The organism is Microbacterium sp. 1S1, assembly GCF_008271365.1.
Lineage (GTDB): Bacteria > Actinomycetota > Actinomycetes > Actinomycetales > Microbacteriaceae > Microbacterium.
This window is the reverse complement of record NZ_CP043430.1, coordinates 3,237,683-3,252,726: the sequence shown is the minus strand read 5'-3', so window position 1 is coordinate 3,252,726 and position 15,044 is coordinate 3,237,683. Positions and strand designations below refer to the sequence as shown.

General features: G+C 71.3%; 13 protein-coding genes. 6 read left to right on the top strand and 7 right to left on the bottom strand.

Going from position 1 to position 15,044, the window contains the following annotated elements:
* The first annotated feature begins 12 nt into the window (after window positions 1-12).
* The gene (locus FY549_RS15710) at window positions 13-1,935 is read left to right on the top strand and encodes a BglG family transcription antiterminator (protein ID WP_149085805.1); all 1,923 of its coding nucleotides are present in this window, start codon (window positions 13-15) and stop codon (window positions 1,933-1,935) included.
* 3 nt (window positions 1,936-1,938) lie between these two features.
* Here the strand turns inward: FY549_RS15710 and FY549_RS15705 are convergent, their stop codons facing one another.
* Genes FY549_RS15705 through FY549_RS15695 form a run of 3 tightly spaced genes read right to left on the bottom strand, consistent with a single transcriptional unit; the run spans window position 1,939 to window position 4,705 of the window.
* A complete protein-coding gene (locus tag FY549_RS15705; protein ID WP_149085804.1) occupies window positions 1,939-2,202 on the bottom strand; it encodes an HPr family phosphocarrier protein in 264 nt (87 codons plus the stop codon).
* A 2-nt stretch (window positions 2,203-2,204) separates the two neighbouring features.
* Entirely contained in the window at window positions 2,205-3,875 is a 1,671-nt protein-coding gene (locus FY549_RS15700) for a phospho-sugar mutase (RefSeq protein ID WP_149085803.1), read from the bottom strand.
* Window positions 3,872-4,705: a purine-nucleoside phosphorylase gene (locus FY549_RS15695; RefSeq protein WP_149085802.1), complete on the bottom strand. Its 834-nt coding sequence runs from the start codon at window positions 4,703-4,705 to the stop codon at window positions 3,872-3,874. Before FY549_RS15695 ends, FY549_RS15700 begins: the two co-directional genes overlap by 4 nt.
* Before the next feature lie 48 nt (window positions 4,706-4,753).
* Between FY549_RS15695 and FY549_RS15690 the strand changes: the two genes are divergently transcribed.
* Window positions 4,754-6,202: an NAD(P)H-quinone dehydrogenase gene (locus FY549_RS15690; protein ID WP_187614885.1), complete on the top strand. Its 1,449-nt coding sequence runs from the start codon at window positions 4,754-4,756 to the stop codon at window positions 6,200-6,202.
* Window positions 6,203-6,284: 82 nt separating this feature from the next.
* Here FY549_RS15690 and FY549_RS15685 read toward each other — a convergent pair whose 3' ends face one another.
* Together FY549_RS15685 and FY549_RS15680 are read right to left on the bottom strand one after the other, a co-directional pair.
* Complete coding sequence (locus FY549_RS15685; protein WP_149085800.1) at window positions 6,285-8,051, bottom strand: acetyl/propionyl/methylcrotonyl-CoA carboxylase subunit alpha; 1,767 nt, start codon at window positions 8,049-8,051, stop codon at window positions 6,285-6,287.
* Window positions 8,052-8,129: 78 nt separating this feature from the next.
* Window positions 8,130-8,765 (bottom strand): Maf family protein, encoded by a 636-nt coding sequence (locus FY549_RS15680; protein WP_149085799.1) that lies wholly within the window; start codon window positions 8,763-8,765, stop codon window positions 8,130-8,132.
* Window positions 8,766-8,788: 23 nt separating this feature from the next.
* On the opposite strand from FY549_RS15680, the gene FY549_RS15675 reads away from it, so the two are divergent.
* Genes FY549_RS15675 through FY549_RS15660 form a run of 4 tightly spaced genes read left to right on the top strand, consistent with a single transcriptional unit; the run spans window position 8,789 to window position 12,980 of the window.
* Window positions 8,789-10,033 carry a class I SAM-dependent RNA methyltransferase gene (locus FY549_RS15675; RefSeq protein ID WP_149085798.1) on the top strand — a complete coding sequence of 415 codons (1,245 nt, stop codon included), beginning with the start codon at window positions 8,789-8,791 and terminating at the stop codon, window positions 10,031-10,033.
* 43 nt (window positions 10,034-10,076) lie between these two features.
* Window positions 10,077-10,736, top strand: a complete 660-nt coding sequence (locus FY549_RS15670) for a response regulator (protein WP_149085797.1) — start codon at window positions 10,077-10,079, stop codon at window positions 10,734-10,736.
* Window positions 10,726-11,961, top strand: coding sequence for an ATP-binding protein (locus FY549_RS15665; RefSeq protein ID WP_149085796.1), 1,236 nt, complete (start codon window positions 10,726-10,728; stop codon window positions 11,959-11,961). Before FY549_RS15670 ends, FY549_RS15665 begins: the two co-directional genes overlap by 11 nt.
* Window positions 11,958-12,980 (top strand): hypothetical protein, encoded by a 1,023-nt coding sequence (locus FY549_RS15660; protein ID WP_149085795.1) that lies wholly within the window; start codon window positions 11,958-11,960, stop codon window positions 12,978-12,980. Before FY549_RS15665 ends, FY549_RS15660 begins: the two co-directional genes overlap by 4 nt.
* A 198-nt stretch (window positions 12,981-13,178) precedes the next feature.
* Here FY549_RS15660 and FY549_RS15655 read toward each other — a convergent pair whose 3' ends face one another.
* Both FY549_RS15655 and FY549_RS15650 read right to left on the bottom strand, forming a co-directional pair.
* Window positions 13,179-13,415 (bottom strand): acyl-CoA carboxylase subunit epsilon, encoded by a 237-nt coding sequence (locus tag FY549_RS15655; RefSeq protein WP_149085794.1) that lies wholly within the window; start codon window positions 13,413-13,415, stop codon window positions 13,179-13,181.
* Complete coding sequence (locus FY549_RS15650) at window positions 13,412-15,001, bottom strand: acyl-CoA carboxylase subunit beta (protein ID WP_200838764.1); 1,590 nt, start codon at window positions 14,999-15,001, stop codon at window positions 13,412-13,414. The genes FY549_RS15655 and FY549_RS15650 overlap by 4 nt, the downstream gene beginning before the upstream one ends.
* Window positions 15,002-15,044: the final 43 nt, after the last annotated feature.

Genomic DNA, 15,044 nt, shown 5'->3' with positions numbered 1-15,044 from the left:
CACGGAGGGATCATGTCGCGCCAGCGTCAGGACCAGCTCCTCGCCGCGCTGCTGCGCGAGGAGGGCTGGGCGACCGCGGGCACCCTGGCCGATCTGCTCGGCGTGACACCGCGCAGCATCCGCTCCTACGTCGCGGCGCTGAACGCCCGCACCCCGGGCGCTGCGGTCGTCGAGTCCGGCCCCGCGGGCTATCGGGCGGGCCCCGGAGCGCGCGGCGCACTGCGCGTTCGCCAGGGCGGCGACTCCGCTCCCCGGGAACGGCTGCACGCCCTCGTCCGGCTGCTGCTGGACGAAGCGGAGGGGATCGACGTCTTCGACACCGCTGACGCCCTGCACGTGAGTGAAGCGACGCTGGAGGCCGACCTCGTGCGCGTGCGCGGGCTCCTCGACGGCACCGACCTGACCCTGGAGCGGGCGCGCGAACGCGTGCGGCTTCGTGGCGACGAAGCCGCACAACGGCGGCTGCTCAGCCGGCTCGCCCACGACGAGATGGACGACGCGTCCTTCCATCCGGAGATCTTCCGGCGGGCCCTCTCCGGCACGGCCGTCGACGCGCACGCCGTCGGCCCCTTCAAGTCCGCCCTGGTGCGCGAGCTCGGAGAGCTCGGCTACTACGTCAACGAGCTCGCGATCGCCGACGTCCTGCTGCACATCGCGATCGCCGCCGAGCGGGTCGCCGCCGGTCGCGCCCTCGACGCGCCGCCGTCCGGGGCCCGACCCGAGGTTCCGCGCGTGGGGGCGGTCATCGCGCGTCTCGCGGCCGAGCATTTCGCCGTCGTGCTGGGTGAGGGCGACAGCGGGCACCTCGCCTCCCTGGTCCTCACGCGGATCGTGGCGCCGGGCGGAGAGGCCACGAGGGAGCTCGCGCGCAGCGGCGTCGCCCCGGACGTGGAGGCGGCCGTGCGCGCGGAGATCGCCAGGGCTGCCGAGGACTACCGTGTCGATCTGGTCGACGAGACGTTCGTGCTGCGGCTCGCCCTGCATGTGCAGAACCTCCTGCGCCGGGCCGAGGAGAGCGCCCTCACACGGAACCCGCTGACGCGGTCCCTGAAGACCACCTATCCGATGATCTTCGAGGTCGCCGTGTCCATCGCCAGCGGCCTGCACGACCGGCTGGGCACCCCGATCCACGACGACGAGATCGCCTACATCGCCATGCACGTCGGCGGACGGCTGGAGCGGAGCCGCAAGGCGGAGTCCATCCTCACGGCGACCATCGTGTGCCCCGGCTACTACGAACTGCACGAACTGCTGCGCTCCAGCGTCGATCGCTCCCTGGGCTCCGCGATCGAGGTCACGAGCGTCGTCACGAACGTCGATCCGGACTGGGCCTCGTTCGACACGGACCTCGTGCTGAGCACGATCGAACCCGGTGCCTCCGGGGATCGTTTCGTCCGCATCCAGCCGTTCCTCACCGACGCGGACGTCGATCGCATCCAGCAGGCGGCTGCTCGCCTGCGCCGCGGCCGGAGGCTCACGCGGCTCCGGGAGGAACTCGCGCGCTACTTCCATCCGGAGGCGTATGTGCACCCGCTGCCGGACGACGGCGAGGAGGCCATCATCCGGCGTCTCGGCGCGCCGCTCGTCCGGGCGGGGCTGATCGGGGACGACTACGTGGAGAACACGATCGTGCGCGAGCGCATGTCCTCCACGGCGTTCACCGACGCCCTCGCCGTCCCGCACGCGCTGCAGATGACCGCGACCCGGACGGCCATCGCGCTCGGGGTGGCGGACGGATCCGCGGCGTGGGGGGACGCCCGCGTGCAGGTGGTCGCGCTCGCCGCCTTCAGCGAGAGCGACCGCGCTGCCTTCCAGACCGTGTTCGAGCAGCTCGTCGAGGTGTTCAGCGAACGCGAGAGCGTGCAGCGCATCGTCCGCCGCGGCACGACGTTCGAGGGCTTCCTCGACGAGCTCGTCGCCGTGATCGACGGCTGAGGCTCAGGCGTCCGGCGCGAGTACCAGGGCGAGCTGCGTGAGGACGCGTTCGGAGGTCGGGGAGGGGGCGGTCTCCAGGATCACGGCATCTCCGGGGGCGAGCGCGAGATCCATCACCGCGAGCACGCTGCGCAGATCCACCGTCGTGCCGTCTGAGGTGCGCAGCGTGACCGGGAGCTCGTGTGCCTGCGCGAGGCGCACGAGCTCCGCGACCGGCCGCGCGTGCACGCCGTTGTGGGCACTGACGACGACGTGGCGAACGGGCATGGTCAGGAGCGTTCGTCCAGCAGGACGCGGACGCCGGCCTCGAGCTCGGTGACCGCGGCTGCGGCCCCCTCGGTGGAATCGGCCGTGGCGTCGATGTAGACCTTGAGTTTCGGCTCCGTGCCGCTCGGACGCACGATCACCCGGGAGCCATCCGAGAGCCGGTACCGCAACACATCCCCGGAAGGCTGTCCCTGGGCGCTCTGCAGCAGATCCTCGGCCGACGCGATCGAGCGCCCCCCGATCTGCGTCGGCGGGAGGGAGCGCAGCGACAGCATCACCGTGCCGATGAGCGACAGGTCGGCCACGCGCACCGACACCTGGGCGCTCGCGAAGTGCCCGTACGTGTCGCCGACCTCGCGGACGAGGTCGGCGAGGGTGGCCCCGCGCTCCTGCGCCTCTGCGGCCAGTCCGAGCACGGCGACCGCGGCCGAGACGCCGTCCTTGTCGCGAACGGTGTCGGGGTTGACGAGGTAGCCCAGAGCCTCCTCGAAGCCGAAGACGAGCCCCGGCGCCCGCGAGATCCACTTGAAGCCCGTGAGCGTCTCGTGGAAGTCCAGACCGTGGTGCGCGGCGATGGCGCCGAGCCCGGGGGAGGAGACCAGCGAGCAGGCGAGGGAGGCCCCGGGGGTGCCGGCTGCGGCCCGCGCGGCGCGGGCGCCGAGCAGCAGGCCGACCTCATTGCCGGTCAGCCGTCGCCAGCCCTCCGCGGCGGTGTCGTCAGGGATCGCGACGGCGAGGCGGTCGGCGTCCGGGTCGTTCGCGAGGATGAAGTCCGCCTTCGCCCTCCTGGCCGTCGCGAACGCGAGGTCCATGGCCCCTGGCTCCTCCGGGTTGGGGAAGGACACCGTGCGGAATGTCGCGTCGGGGTGGAGCTGCTCGTCGACGACGACCGGCCGGGGGTAGCCGGCGGCGTCGAGGATGCGGGCGAACGTCTCCCAGCCGACACCGTGCATCGCGGTGTACACCCAGCGCAGGCGGCGGGCCGCGGCAGGGGCGGGGGCGACCGCTGCGGTGGCGGCGACGTAGGCCTGGACGAGGTCGTCGCCGGCGGTCTCGTAGTCGGAGGAGCGCGGCAGTGCCCGCACGTCCCCGGTGTCCGCGACGCGCTGGATGTGGGCCGCGATCTCGGCGTCCGCCGGAGCGACGATCTGCGAGCCCGCGTCGGCACCGCCGAGGTACACCTTGTAGCCGTTGTCGTCCGGCGGGTTGTGGCTCGCGGTCACCATGACGCCCGCGTCCGCGCCGAGGTGCCGCACGGCGAAGGCCAGCACGGGCGTCGGCAGCAGGCGGGGGAGCAGGATCGCGCGCAGTCCCGCGCCGGCGAACAGCTCGGCGGAGTCCTGAGCGAACACGCGGGAGTTGCGGCGGCCGTCGTAGCCGATGACCACCGTGGGTGCCGCGTTTCCGCCGCGCTCGCGCAGGTAGGCGGCGAAGCCGGCCGCGGCGTGGGAGACGAGCACCCGGTTCATGCGGTTGCTCCCCGCGCCCAGCGCGCCCCGGAGTCCGGCCGTCCCGAACGCGAGCCGGCTGCCGAAGCGGTCGTCGAGCTCCGCCGCGGCCGCCTCGTCGCCGGACGCGGCGCGCGTGACGATGCCCGCAAGCTCGTCGCGGGTCTGCGGGTCCGGATCCTGCCGCAGCCAGGCGCGGGCCTGGGCGAGCCGCTCCTCGCTCACAGGGCCTCGACCACCCTCGCCAGGAGGGCGGAGATCACGGGCTCCGCTTCGCGTCCGGCCTCGATGACCTCGGCATGACTGAGCGGCGTCTGCTGGATGCCCGCGGCCAGGTTCGTGATGAGCGAGAAACCGAGCACCTCCATGCCGGCCTCGCGCGCGGCGATCGCCTCGAGCGCCGTGGACATGCCGACGATGTGGCCACCGATGTGCTTCGCCATCTGCACCTCGGCCGGGGTCTCGTAGTGCGGCCCGCGGAATTGGGTGTAGACGCCTTCGTCGAGGGTGGGGTCGACCGTCCGGGCGATGTCGCGCAGGCGCGTCGCGTACAGGTCGGTGAGGTCGATGAAGGTCGCGCCTTCGAGCGGGGAGTCCGCGGTGAGGTTGATGTGGTCGCTGATCAGCACGGGCTGCCCGGGCTTCCACGTCTCCCGGATGCCGCCGGCTCCGTTGGTGAGGACCATGATCGAGGCGCCGGTCGCCGCGGCCGTGCGGACGCTGTGCACGACCCGGCGCACGCCGTGGTTCTCGTAGTAGTGCGTGCGGGCGCCGATGACGAGGACGTTCTTCCCGCCGGGGGTCCGGATGCTGCGCAGCGTGCCGACGTGGCCCTCCAGTGCGGGCTTCGAGAACCCGGTCACCTCGGTCGCGGGGACACTCGCGACGGTCTCGCCGATGAGGTCGGCGGCCTTGCCCCAGCCGCTGCCGAGCGTGAGGGCGATGTCGTGCTTCTCGACGCCGGTCAGCCGCGCGATGTCGGCGGCGGCTTCGGCTGCGACCTCGAACGGGTTCGCGGCGGGGTCGTCGAGGGGGTTGCTGTGGGTTTCAGGCATGGATCCACTCTAGGAAGTGGCAGGCTCGGGTGCCAGGATTGCGGAAGAATGGAGAGCATGTCTTCCACCACTTTCGAGCGCACTCAGCGCGTCGCCGTCCTCGGCGGCGGACCCGGCGGTTACGAGGCGGCCCTGGCGGCGGCCCAGCTCGGAGCGGAGGTCACCCTCGTCGAGCGCGTCGGTGTCGGCGGGTCTGCCGTGCTCACCGACGTGGTGCCCTCGAAGAGCCTCATCGCGACCGCGGACGCCGCGGTCGCGATCTCCGAGGCCAGCGACCTCGGCGTGAACTTCTACGCCAAGGGCGACAACGGCAAGCCGCTCAAGCCGGAGATCGCCATCAACCTCGCCGCCGTGAACAAGCGGCTCGTGGCGCTGGCCGGTCAGCAGTCCGAGGACATGCGCACGACGCTCCTCGACGCGGGCGTCCGGATCCTGTCCGGGCACGGCCGCCTGGAGGGTCCGAACGCCATCGTCGTCTCGACGGGGGAGCGCGGCACCGACTTCGACCGCGTCGAGGCCGACACCATCGTCGTCGCGGTCGGCGCCTCGCCGCGGGAGCTGGACTCCGCCAAGCCCGATGGCAAGCGCATCCTCACGTGGACGCAGCTCTACGACATGAAGGCGCTGCCCGAGCACCTGATCGTCGTCGGCTCCGGCGTCACGGGGGCCGAGTTCGCTTCGGCCTATATGAACCTCGGCGCGAAGGTCACGCTCGTCTCGAGCCGCGAGCAGGTGCTCCCCGGCGAGGACCAGGATGCCGCGCGCGTGCTGGAGAAGGTGTTCAAGCGCGGTGGCATGCAGGTGCTGTCCAAGTCGCGGGCCGAGAAGGTCGAGGTCACCGGAGACGGCGTCACCGTGACCCTGTCGGACGGACGCACGGTCGAGGGCAGCCACTGCCTCATGGCGGTCGGGTCCGTCCCGAACACGGCCGGCATCGGGCTGGAGGAGGCCGGCGTCGAGCTCGACGACTCGGGCCACGTCCGGGTGAACCGCGTCGCACGCACTTCGGTACCGAACGTCTACGCGGTCGGAGACTGCACGAACTTCTTCCCGCTGGCCTCGGTGGCCTCGATGCAGGGCCGCACGGCGGTGTTCCACGCGCTGGGCGACATCGTCATCCCGCTCGAGCTCATCAAGATCACGTCGAACATCTTCACCGCCCCGGAGATCGCGACGGTCGGGTACGGCGTGAAGGACGTGGAGGACGGCCTCGCCGACGGCATGGTCTACAAGCTCCCGCTCGCCGCGAACCCGCGGGCGAAGATGATGGGTATCAAGGACGGCTTCGTCAAGCTCATCGCCCGTAAGGGCTCCGGCACCGTCATCGGCGGCGTCATCGTGGCGCCCAAGGCCTCGGAGCTCATCTACCCGATCGCGATCGCGGTGGAGCGTCGCCTCACCGTCGATCAGGTCTCCCGTGTGTTCGCGGCATACCCCTCGCTGTCGAGCAGCATCACCGACGCGAGCCGCGCGATGCACCTCGTCAACATCTCCTGACCCGAGACCCCGGTTTCACGCCGAGACCCCGGGCTGCAGACGTCTGCAGCCCGGGGTCTCGGCGATTGAGCGGGGTCTCGGCTCAGGAGATCGTGAGGAGCTGGTGGCCGGCGGACACCGTGGCCCCCGTGTCGGCGTTGATGTTGCCGACGACGCCGTCCTTGTGTGCCTGCAGCGGCTGCTCCATCTTCATGGCCTCGAGGACGACGACGAGGTCGCCCTTGACGACCTGCTGCCCCTCCTCGACGGCGACTTTGACGACCGTGGCCTGCATGGGCGACTTCACCGCGTCTCCGGACGCTCCGGCGTTGGCGACGGTGGCGTGACTGCGGCGCGACGGCGGGACGGCCGCGGGACGGCCGGTGGTGCCCGGGGCGACGGCGACACGATCGGGGAGGCTGACCTCGAGCCGCTTCCCGCCGACCTCGACGACGACCGTGTGCCGGCTGCTCGCCGGAGCCGGAGTCTCGAGCTCGCCGTCCCAGGCGGGGATGTCGTTGTCGAACTCCGTCTCGATCCAGCGCGTGTAGACGCCGAAGGTCCCGTCCTCGGCCGTGAACGCGGGGTCGCGGACGACCTTGCGGTGGAAGGGGATGACGGTGGGCAGACCGGCGACCTCGAACTCGTCGAGGGCGCGGCGGGACCGTTCCAGAGCCTCGGCGCGGTCCTTGCCCGTGACGATGATCTTCGCGAGCAGCGAGTCGAACGCCCCGGAGACCGCGTCGCCGGCGGTGACACCGGAATCGAGGCGGATGCCGGGACCGCCGAAGGTCTTGAAGACGTGGATCGGTCCGGGCTGGGGGAGGAACCCGCGACCCGGGTCCTCGCCGTTGATCCGGAACTCGATCGAGTGTCCCTGCGGCTGGGGGTCGTCGTAGTCGATCGTGCCGCCCGCTGCGATGCGGAACTGCTCGCGGACGAGGTCGATGCCGGTGACCTCCTCGGACACCGGGTGCTCCACCTGCAGTCGGGTGTTCACCTCGAGGAAGGAGACGGTGCCGTCGGCGCCGATGAGGAACTCGCAGGTGCCGGCGCCGACGTAGCCGACCTCCTTGAGGATGGCCTTCGAGGCCGAGTAGAGCTTCTCGTTCTGCTCGGGCGTCAGGAACGGTGCCGGAGCCTCCTCCACGAGCTTCTGGTGCCGCCGCTGCAGAGAGCAGTCGCGCGTCGAGATGATGACGACGTTGCCCTCGGCGTCGGCGAGGCACTGGGTCTCGACGTGCCGGGGCTTGTCGAGGTACTTCTCGACGAAGCACTCGCCGCGGCCGAAGGCGGCGACCGCCTCGCGGGTCGCGGACTCGAAGAGCTCCTCGACCTCGTCGAGCTCGCGGGCGACCTTGAGGCCGCGTCCGCCGCCGCCGTAGGCCGCCTTGATGGCGATCGGCAGGCCGTACTCCTTCGCGAAGGCGACGACCTCGTCGGCGCCGGAGACGGGGCCGGGGGTGCCGGGCGCGAGGGGCGCGCCGACCTTCTCGGCCACGTGGCGGGCGGTGACCTTGTCGCCGAGGGCCTCGATGGCCTCCGGGGAGGGGCCGATCCAGGTCAGGCCTGCGCCGATCACGGCGCGCGCGAACTCGGCGTTCTCGGCGAGGAACCCGTAGCCGGGGTGGACGGCATCGGCCCCGGCGCGGCGGGCGACGGAGAGGATCTTCTCGATCTGGAGGTAGGTCTCGGCGCTGGTCGCACCACCGAGCGCGTACGCCTCGTCTGCCAGGCGGACGTGCAGGGCGTCCCTGTCCTGGTCGGCGTAGACGGCGACCGAGGCGATCCCGGAGTCACGAGCGGCACGGACGATGCGGACGGCGATCTCGCCGCGGTTGGCGACGAGCACCTTCGCGATTTCAGGCATGCTTGTCAGCCTAGCGAGTAGCATCCCGATACTTTTGACGACTCTCGACAAGAAAGAGGGAAAAACGTGGAGGGGAGTCTACGACCACAGATCCGTCCATCGCACCCCGAGGTCGGCGGTGAGACGGCGCACGGTGGACAGTGACATGCCCACCACGGTGGAGGGATCGCCCTCGACCCGGGTGATGAAGGCGCCGCCGAGGCTGTCGAGGGTGAACGCCCCGGCGACGTGCAGCGGCTCCCCTGACGCCACGTAGGCGGCGATCTCGTCCTCGCTGATGTCCTCGGCGAACGTCACGGCGGCCTCCGCCACCGCGGTCGCCTCGACAGGGTCAGCGCCGGGAGAGACGCGGAACACGGAGTGGCCGGAGTGCAGCACGCCCGTTGCGCCGCGCATCTCCCGCCAGCGGCGCGTGGCCTCCTCGGGCGTGTAGGGCTTGCCGTACACCCGGTCCCCGAGCGCGAACATCGAGTCGCCGCCGATGACGACGCCGTCGAACGCGCTGTCGGCGGCCAGTCGTTCGGCGACGGCGGCGGCCTTGGCGCGCGCGAGCAGCAGCACCAGATCGGCGGGGGCGAGGGGACCCATGCGTTCCTCCGCCGCGGCGGCCAGGGCGTCCTCGTCCACCTCCGGCGACAGCGTGAGGGGTTCGATGCCGGCCTGACGCAGCAGCATGAGCCGGGCGGGGGAGGTGGAGGCAAGGCAGACGCGCATGGAGACCACCGTATCCTCGAAGGATGACTTCCTCCGCAGCCGACGTGCTCGATCTCGACATCACCGGCATCGCCCACGGAGGCACCTTCGTCGCCCGTCACGAAGGACGCGTGGTCTTCGTCTCCGACGCGATCCCGGGTGAGCGCGTCCGGGCCCGGCTCCTGGAACCGTCCGCCGGCACGGGGGAGCCCGACACCCGGAGCTTCTGGCGCGCCGAGACGATCGAGGTCCTCGACGCCTCCCCGCATCGCCGGCCGCACATCTGGCCGGAAGCGGACGTCGCGCACGACCCCGCCCAGCGGCCCGGCGGCGCCGACCTCGGGCACATCGCGCTCGACCACCAGCGCGTGCTCAAGCGACAGGTTCTCTCGGAGGCGTTGGACCGCTTCGCCGGCCCCGGCCTCGACGCGCCGGAGATCGAGGCCGTGGAGTCCGGCGACGGGACGGGGTGGCGCACCCGGGTGACGCTGCACGTCGACGATGCCGGGCGGATCGGCCCCTTCGCCGCCCGCAGTCACCGCGTCGTTCCGGTGTCGACCTACCCGCTCGCCCGCCCCGCGATCGCCGAGGCCGCCCTGGCCCTGCAGGGCGAGAAGGCCGGACGCATCGAGCTCGTGGAGCCGGCCGACGGCCGCGTGCGCATCCTCCGGCACCCTGAGGCGGAACGCCGGGCCTCCAGGGACCGCCGCTCTCGGCCGAAGCCCGAGGTGGTGCAGGAGCGCGTCGGCGACCGCACATTCGACGTCGACGCAGGAGGCTTCTGGCAGGTGCACCCCCGTGCCGCCTCGGTGCTCGACGGCGCCGTGTACGGGCTGCTCGACGGTCACGTGGAGCCGGACGCGACGCACTACGACCTGTACGGCGGCGTCGGGCTCTTCGCCCGGACGCTCGCGGATCTCGGCGGCACCGACGTGGTCACCGTCGAGTCCAGCCGCCGCGCGACGCAGCACGCCGTCGCGAACCTCGCTCCGCTCGAGGTGACCGCCGTGACCGCCCGCGTCGACCGTTTCCTGCAGCAGCCGCGCGGCGGGGGCGCGACGGGGGCCGTCGTGCTCGACCCGCCCCGTTCCGGCGCCGGTCGGGTGGTCGTGGAGGGCGTGCATGCGCTGGCTCCGTCCGCGATCGCCTACGTCGCCTGCGACCCCGTCGCCCTCGCGCGTGATCTCGGCACCTTCCGCGGCCTGGGGTGGCGCGTGGACGCGCTCCGAGGCTTCGACCTGTTCCCGCACTCGCACCACTTCGAGGTCGTCGCCCTGCTCACCCGGTGAGCGCATTCCCGGTCCCCGGTCCGCGACTCACTAGGCTGTGGGCATGAGCACCGTCGCCCTCATCGACGACCACGAGTCCGTCCGCCTCGGCCTTGAGGCCGCGTGTGCCAGGGACGGGCAGACCGTCGTGTTCACCGGGAGCACGGTCGGCTCCTACCTCGTGTGGCGGTCCTCGACGGGGGCCTCGCCGGCGGACGTGGTCGTCCTCGACCTGACGCTGGGAGACGGGACGACGGTGACAGAGAACGTCGTGTCCCTCGTCGCCGATGGCGCCAGCGTCGTGATCCACAGCGTCGCCGACCGGCCCGCAGCGGTCCGGGAGGCCCTGGCGGCGGGTGCGGCCGGTGTCGTCAGCAAGTCGTCGGCCCTCGACGACGTGCTCGACGCCATCCGCACGGTGGCCCAGGGTGAGGCGTTGAACAACGTCGAATGGGCGAGCGCGGTCGACGGCGACCGCGCGTTCGCCGACGCCCAGCTGTCCATCCGTGAGCGAGAGGTGCTGCGCCTCTACGCGACGGGTCTGCCGCTGAAGGCCGTGGCCGAGCGCCTGGGCGTCGCCTACTCCACGGCGAAGGAGAACATCACCCGCATCCGGGTGAAGTACGTCGAGGTCGGCCGGCCGGCGCCCACCAAGGTGGACCTGCTGCGGCGCGCGTTGGAGGACGGCATCGTGACGGCCGACGGGGCGCCGAGTGCCCGCTGAGCCGCTGAGCGTCCGCGACGCCTGGAGCAAGATCCCGTCTCCCGGCAGCGCGGAGAACGGCTTCGAGCGGTTCACCGGCAAGCGGATGGAGCGCATCCTCGCGATCGTGGTCGCACTGGGGTCCGCCGTGCTCGGCGCACAGGCCCTGATCGCGGCCGTGCAGACGCTGTCCCGGGCGGATGTACCGCACATCGCGATGCTCGTCGCCGTGTTCGTGCCGCTGGCCTGGATGCTGATCGCCTGCCTGGTGGGGCGCGCTGTGCGCCTCGCCTCAGGCGCGTTTGCGGTCGTCTACGTCCTCGCGCTCGCGGCATGGCCCGTCGTCGTGGACCCCACGGACAAGGTGGCGGGCGAGCAGCCCTGGATCTTCTTCCTCGTGAACGTGGGTGTGGTGGCGGCGATGCTCGCCTTCCCCGTCCGGTTGCAGTTCGCCTGGGCCGTGGGGGTGCCCTTCGTCTACGGATACGTGCGCCTGGTGCAGGGCGGGTTCTCCCGGGAGTTCTGGGTGACGACGGCATTCGACGTCTCCTTCACGCTGATCCTCGGCGTCGTGATCGTCTCGTTGGGCTGGATGTTCCGTTCGGTCGCGGCGGGGGTCGACGAGGCGCGCGGCATGGCCGTGGCGTCGTACGCGACCGCGGCTGCCGCGGCGGCCGCAGAAGAGGAGCGGGTGGCCATGTCGGCGCTCATGCACGACAGCGTGCTGGCGGCGCTCATCGCGGCCGAGCGCGCGGACGGAGAACGGGCCCGGGAGCTCGCCGTCGCGATGGCCAGGGAGGCACTGACCCGGCTCGCGAACACCGAGGCCGCGGTGGCGGAGGAGGGCAGCGATGAGCCGGTGGGTGCCGCACAGATCGTCGTGGAGCTGCGTCGGGCGCTCTCCGAGCTCGGCGCGGACGCGATCGTGGAGGAACGCGGCGGCAGCGGCATGATCCCGGGGCGAGCGGCGAGGGCGCTCGTCCTCGCCGCCCGCCAGGCGATCGGCAACGCCGTGGCGCACGCGCACGGCCGCGGTCTGCACATCCTGGTCGTCGGACACGGGGATGAAGGCATCGCCGTCGTCGTCTCGGACACCGGGCCGGGATTCGACGTCGAGGCGATCGGGCCGGACCGTCTCGGCATCCGCGCGTCGATCCTCGCGCGGATGGCCGGTGTGGCGGGGACGGCGCAGATCTCCTCGGACGCGGACGGCACCGTCGTGACCCTGGGCTGGGAGCGCTCATGAATCGGACCGTGCGCAGCGTCGCGACCTCGCTCGCCGTGGGATTCGCCCTGTACTTCGTCGCGCGCGGCATCTGGTGGATCGAGCAGCCGACAGCACCGCTGCTGATGGTGGTCGCCATCGCGGTCTATCTCCTCGTGGTGAACATCGCGATCCTCGGGAGTCCTGCGACCGTGCGGATGCCGCTGTGGTCGGCGCTCCTCGCCCTCGCCGCGAGCGTCGTCATCCCGGTGCTCGTGACGCTTTCGTTGGAGCCGAGCGATCGCACGGCGCCCTTCGCCACCTGGTACATCGGCGCGCTCGGACTGCTCGGCGTCGTCTGCGTGGTCCGGCGCCGCCCGGCCGTCGGCTGGACGACGCTCGCCGTTCTCGTCCTCGCCGCCTCGCTCGCCCTCGGCACGGGGGTGGCGATGAACCTGGGTGTGGTGGGCTCGATCATGTGGGTGGCGGTCGCGCAACTGCTGGTGATGTTCTGGGACCGTGCCGTCCGCGACACGGAGCGGTTGTCGGAGATCCAGCAGGCCGTGTCGGCCTGGCACGCGACGCAGCGGGTCCGGCAGCGCGAACGTCGGCTGCGCACCCAGTTCGCCCTTGCGGTGGCCGGTCCTGTCCTCGGCAGGGTGGTGGCGTCGCGGGGAATGCTCGACGAGGAGGAGCGCTTGGAGGCGAGGCTCGCGGAAGGGCGCCTCCGGGACGAGCTCCGTGGTGCGGACCTCCTGAACGACGACGTGCGCAATGCCATCGACGTCGCGCGACGCCACGGCGCCTCGGTGACGGTGTTCGACGAGGGCGGGCTGGATGGGGTGGACGAGGCCAGGCGGAGGGAGATCCGCGACGAGCTCGCGGCCGTGCTCCGCAGCGCCGGGACCGGACGCATCATCATCCGATCCGCCAGGGACCCACTCGTCGCGGTGACGGTGGTCGGCCGTTCCGGGCTGCGCGCGTCGGACGACGACTCCGTGGACCTCTGGCACGAGATCGCGAGGGAGCGGCGCGAGACGCCCTCGGAGGCGCGGAAGTAAGAGTGGGCGAGGGGCGGCGAATCCGCCTGCCCCTCGCCGTGCGGACAGTTACCCGAAAACCGTCCGCTGGTGGCCGATCAGCGTCTGTCTACCCTGGGACAGAGAGACCAGCCGAACGCGAAGCGTCCCCTTTAGTCTGCGGGGTCGTGCCACGGTTGTCTGTAGGTATTTTGGGGGACAAAATCTCCGCGGCGTGGTTCAGCCGGCGAAGCGCCCCCAGGGGATGTCACGGCGGAGCGGGCGACGCAGCGGGCGCTGCGTGAGCGTCCAGGCCGAGACCGGCGGCTCATCGACCGTGGCTTCGGCCTGTTCGCCGGCGTACGCGTCACCGAGGACCGCGATGAGGGCAGCGAGCTCCTCTTCGCTGGCAGAGCCGCGGGTGATCTCGAGCAGCAGCGGCTCTGGCGCTTCCGCCGCGGGGTCCTGACCGCTCACAGCGGGATGTTCCCGTGCTTCTTCGGGGGCAGCTCGGCGCGCTTCCCCCGCAGGGCCCGCAGGGCCTTCGCGATCGCCACCCGTGTGTTCGCCGGCTCGATGATGCCGTCGAGCTCACCGCGCTCCGCCGCCAGGAAGGGGGACGCCACGTTGTAGGTGTATTCGTTCGCCAGGCGCGTGCGGACGGCGGCGACGTCTTCGCCGGCCTCCTCCGCCTTGCGGATCTCGCCGCGGTACAGGATGTTGACCGCACCCTGACCGCCCATGACGGCGATCTCGGCCGTCGGCCAGGCGAGGTTGACGTCGGCGCCGAGCTGCTTGGACCCCATCACGATGTACGCGCCACCGTACGCCTTGCGCAGGATGACGGTCACGAGCGGCACCGTGGCCTCTGCGTACGCATAGAGGAGCTTGGCGCCACGACGGATGACACCGGTCCACTCCTGGTCGGTGCCGGGAAGGTAGCCGGGCACGTCGACGAGCGTGACGATGGGGATGGAGAAGGCGTCGCAGAAGCGCACGAAGCGGCTGGCCTTCTCACCCGCCTCGATGTTGAGCGTGCCGGCCATCTGCGAGGGCTGGTTGGCGATGATGCCGACCGAGCGGCCTTCGATGCGACCGAAGCCGATGACGATGTTCGGGGCGAACAGCGGCTGCACCTCGAGGAAGTCGCCGTCGTCGACGACGTGCTCGATCACGGTGTGGATGTCGTACGGCTGGTTCGGCGAGTCCGGGACGACCGTGTTGAGGGTGCGGTCGGCGTCCGTGGTCTCGAACGCGAACGCGCTCTCGTAGGAGGGCAGCTCCGCCATGTTGTTGTCCGGCAGGAAGCCGAGGAGCGTGCGGGCGTAGTCGATCGCGTCGTCCTCGTCCTCGGCGAGGTAATGCGCGACACCGGAGCGCGTGTTGTGCGTGTACGCGCCACCGAGCTCCTCCATCCCGACGTCTTCGCCGGTGACCGTCTTGATGACGTCGGGGCCGGTGACGAACATCTGGCTGGTCTTGTCGACCATGATGACGAAGTCGGTGAGGGCGGGGGAGTAGACGGCGCCACCGGCGGCCGGGCCCATGATGATCGAGATCTGCGGGATCACGCCGGAGGCGCGGGTGTTCAGACGGAAGATCTCGCCGTACTTGCCGAGCGCGACGACGCCCTCCTGGATGCGTGCCCCACCGGAGTCGAGGATCCCGATGCAGGGCATGCCTCCGGCCAGCGCGAACTCCATGATCTTGACGATCTTCTCGCCGGCCACCTCGCCCAGCGACCCGCCGAACGTGGAGAAGTCCTGCGAATACACGGCCACGGTGCGGCCGTGGATGGTCCCGACGCCGGTGACGACCGAGTCGCCGTAGGGTCGAGAACGGTCCATCCCGAAGGCGGTGGTGCGGTGGCGCACATACTCGTCGAACTCGACGAAGCTTCCGGGGTCGACGAGGAGTTCGATGCGCTCGCGGGCGGTCATCTTGCCCTTGGCGTGCTGCTTCTCCTTCGCCTTCGCTTCGGCGTCGACGACGGCTTCGGTGTAGCGAGCGCGCAGGTCCGCGATCTTGCCGGCGGTGGTAAAGGGGTCGGGCTTGTCCGTCACGGATTCCACCCTAGCGCCGGGTTCGCGCCGTCCGTTGGATGAT